Source organism: Agreia sp., assembly GCF_964263775.1.
Classification (GTDB): domain Bacteria; phylum Actinomycetota; class Actinomycetes; order Actinomycetales; family Microbacteriaceae; genus Agreia.
Genome location: NZ_CAXVWM010000115.1, coordinates 1 through 3,305 on the forward strand (window position 1 = coordinate 1; position 3,305 = coordinate 3,305).

Consider the following 3,305-nt stretch of genomic DNA (forward strand, 5'->3'; position numbering starts at 1 on the left):
TCGCGCAGCTGACGAATCTCGTGGTCGAGTCCGCGTTGGAGGGCGAGCTGACCGCGCATCTCGGGTACGAGAAGCACGAACGTGCCGGTGAGGACGGTGCCGGTAACGCCCGGAGCGGGACCCGTTCGAAGACGGTGCTGAGCAAGGCTGGGCCCGTTGGAATCGCGGTCCCCGGGGATCGGGCGGGCATGTTCGAGCTGGCGATCGTCGCGAAGCGACAGCGTCGCCTCGGGTCGATCGAGGACATCGTGTTGTCGTTGTCGGCGCGGGGGATGACGCACGGGGATATCGCCGCGCACCTAACCGATTCGTATGGCGCGGACGTGTCGAAGACGACGATCTCCACGATCACGGACAAAGTGCTCGAGGGAATGTCGGAGTGGCAGAACCGGCCCTTGGATCCTGTCTACTCAGTGGTGTTCATCGACGCGATCCATGTGGAGATCCGGGACGGGCAGGTCGCGAACTGGCCCATCTACATCGCTCTCGCCGTCACCAGCGAGGGCAACAGGGACATCCTTGGCTTGTGGGCCGGGGACGGGGCGAGAGGGCGAAGTAATGGCTGCAGGTTCTCACCGAGCTCAAGAACCGTGGTGTGCACGATGTCCTGATGGTCGTGTGTGACGGATTGAAGGGCCTGCCGGCCTCAGTGAACACGGTCTGGGCAGACCCGATCGTGCAGACCTGCATCGTGCACCTGATGCGGAACAGCTTCAAATACTCGGCCCGGCAGGACTGGGACGCGATCAGCCGAGCCCTGAAACCCGTCTACCAGGCAGTGAACGTTAGCGACGCCGAAGAGAGATTCCTCGAGTTCTGCGAGGCATGGGGTGCGAAGTACCCCGCAGTCGTGAAGCTCTGGGAGAACGCATGGGCCGAGTTCGTTCCGTTCCTCCAATTAGATCGGGAGATCCGCCGGATCGTCTGCACCACGAACGCGATCGAGTCCGTGAACGCGAGAATCCGGAAAGCCGTCCGCGCCCGCGGACACTTCCCGAACGAGCAAGCCGCCCTCAAATGCGTCTACCTCGCCGTGATGGCTCTCGACCCCACCGGCAAAGGCGGAGCACGATGGACCCAACGATGGAAAGTCGTCCTCACCGCCTTCGACATCACATTCAACGGCCGGCTGTCCGCCCACAGCCACTAACCGAAATACACCGATAACTTGACAGTCCCCACTGGGGAACGCCGACACCGCTGGCTCCGACCACGGCGAGAAGCGGGCCGGACGACGCGGAGAGCTTCTCTGCCAGCAGCGCAATGGCCGACGCGAGCCCCACCAAGACATAGACGACGCCGGCGACGAGCAGGGCGCCGAACAGTGCCCGCGGGTACACCTTCGAAGGGTCGCGCACCTCTTCGGCGACGTTGGTCGACGTCTCGAACCCCACGAACGAGTAGTAGGCGATGATGGCGCCGCCCAAGATTGCAAGGCCAGGGGACGACTCGGCGGGGAACTGGGTCACCCGAGAGACGCCGCCGCCGCCTCCGCCGAGCATCAGGCCGACGCACGCAATCACGATGACGAGTCCGGACACCTCGATGACCGTCATCACCAGGTTGCTCTTGAATGACTCGCTGATGCCACGCGCGTTCAGCGCCGCGACGAGCACGAGGAACACCATCGCGGTCGGGATGGTCGGCACGTCGAGGAAGGTCTTCAGATACTGGCCCGCGAAGGCGATGGCGAGGCCGGCGGCACTTGTGACGCCGGCGGCCAGCATGCTTAAGCCGACGATGAACGAGATGATCTGCGACTTGAACGCCCGCCGCGCGAAGATCGCAGCGCCTCCCGCCTTGGGGTACTTCGTCACGAGCTCGGCATAGGAACCGGCGGTGAGCAGCGCCAGCACGAGCGCAAGGGCCAGAGGCGCCCAGAGAGTGCCGCCGACCTCCTTCGAGAGCACGCCCATCAGCGCGTAGATTTCGGCACCGAGCACGTCGCCGAGGATGAACAGAAAGAGTAGTGGCCCGGTGATTCGCTGCTTGAGCTTCGACTTCTCCGTGTCGGCGGGAGGTGCGACGTCGTTCGTGGGGGTGGTCATTCGCATCACGTTTAGAACGTCGTCGCCGTACGAGCCCGGGTGGTTGACAAGGCTTCGGCGGCCCTGGCGGCCCTCCGCGGGCTCGGATGCATGACAGGCTGGTCGCATGACGATCGCCGCGAACACCGACCTGCTCGACCTCACCCGCCGCATCGCCCTGGAGGCGGGGGCCCTGGCGGCCACGCGCCGCGCCGAGGGCGTCGAGGTCGCGGCCACCAAGTCCTCCATCGTCGATGTCGTCACCCTCGCCGACCGAGAGGTCGAGGCGTTCATCCGCTCGGCGATCTCAGATGCACGGCCGGATGACGGCTTCCTGGGTGAGGAGTCGACAGGGTCCGCCGGCAGCTCGGGCCTCACCTGGATCGTCGATCCGATCGACGGAACGGTCAACTACCTCTACGGAATTCCGCAGTACGCGGTGAGCATCGCCGTCGTCGAGGGCGGCGCCGACCCGGCCGAATGGAATGCGCTCGCGGGCTGCGTGGTGAATCCGGCGACCGGAGAGATGTTCACGGCCTCGCAGGGCGGCGGCGCGTATCTCGGGTCGCAGCAGCTGCAGGTCAACTCCGACGTCTCGCTCGAGCAGACGCTGCTGGGCACAGGCTTTTCGTACAGCGCCGACACGCGCACGCGCCAGGGCCAGGTGCTCACCGGCATTCTCGGCCGGGTCCGCGACATTCGCCGGGCCGGATCCGCGTCGCTCGACCTCTGCGCGGTGGCGGCAGGGCGTCTGGATGCCTACGCGGAGCGCGGATTGAACCCCTGGGATCATGCCGCCGGCGCCCTGGTCGTGCGAGAAGCGGGCGGACACGTCGGGGGCTTCGACGGCGCTGCGGAGAGCATCCGGTTTCTGCTCGCGGCCGATGAATCGCTGGCCGTTCAGCTCGAGCCCATCCTGCGCGAACTCTACGCATCCGCCGGCCTCGACTGACGCGCACAACCCGACCTCGCGCGCACAATCGATCCGCTCTGCGCAAATTGTCAGACTGGGGAGTTATCTTCGACAGTCGCGTCTGTGAACCTACTCGAGTTCTTATCCGACGCGTGCTGACCTAGATCCCGAACCGATATTGGAACTACTGCGCCTTGGCTCGTCACAACCCCCGTCCAGATGACCCCTCGTCTGAGACCGACGGTTCGATGCCTGCCACCGACCCAGCGCCCGATTCGCGTCGATCCAGGCGACAGGCCGCTCTCGCTCCTGCCGCCGCTCCCGCTGCCTTGACTCGCAGGGCGGCTCGGGCCGCCGGTACGGCC

Annotated in this window: 4 protein-coding genes; 3 read left to right on the forward strand and 1 reads right to left on the reverse strand. The window is 65.7% G+C overall.

All coding sequences use genetic code 11. The features are described 5' to 3' along the window. Positions 1-611 (forward strand): transposase (locus ACE5CZ_RS08525; RefSeq protein ID WP_374946900.1); only part of this gene is annotated, 611 nt, incomplete at its 5' end. Beyond that, on the forward strand, positions 611-1,150 hold the full coding sequence (locus tag ACE5CZ_RS08530) for a transposase (protein WP_374946901.1): 540 nt from the start codon (positions 611-613) through the stop codon (positions 1,148-1,150). The genes ACE5CZ_RS08525 and ACE5CZ_RS08530, both read left to right, overlap by 1 nt. On the opposite strand, the gene ACE5CZ_RS08535 is transcribed toward ACE5CZ_RS08530, so the two are convergent. Then, positions 1,119-2,048 carry an APC family permease gene (locus tag ACE5CZ_RS08535; protein WP_374946902.1) on the reverse strand — a complete coding sequence of 310 codons (930 nt, stop codon included), beginning with the start codon at positions 2,046-2,048 and terminating at the stop codon, positions 1,119-1,121. The two genes, ACE5CZ_RS08530 and ACE5CZ_RS08535, sit on opposite strands and share 32 nt — an antisense overlap. 106 nt (positions 2,049-2,154) lie before the next feature. Between ACE5CZ_RS08535 and ACE5CZ_RS08540 the strand changes: the two genes are divergently transcribed. Beyond that, entirely contained in the window at positions 2,155-2,979 is an 825-nt protein-coding gene (locus ACE5CZ_RS08540; protein ID WP_374946903.1) for an inositol monophosphatase family protein, read from the forward strand. Positions 2,980-3,305: the final 326 nt, after the last annotated feature.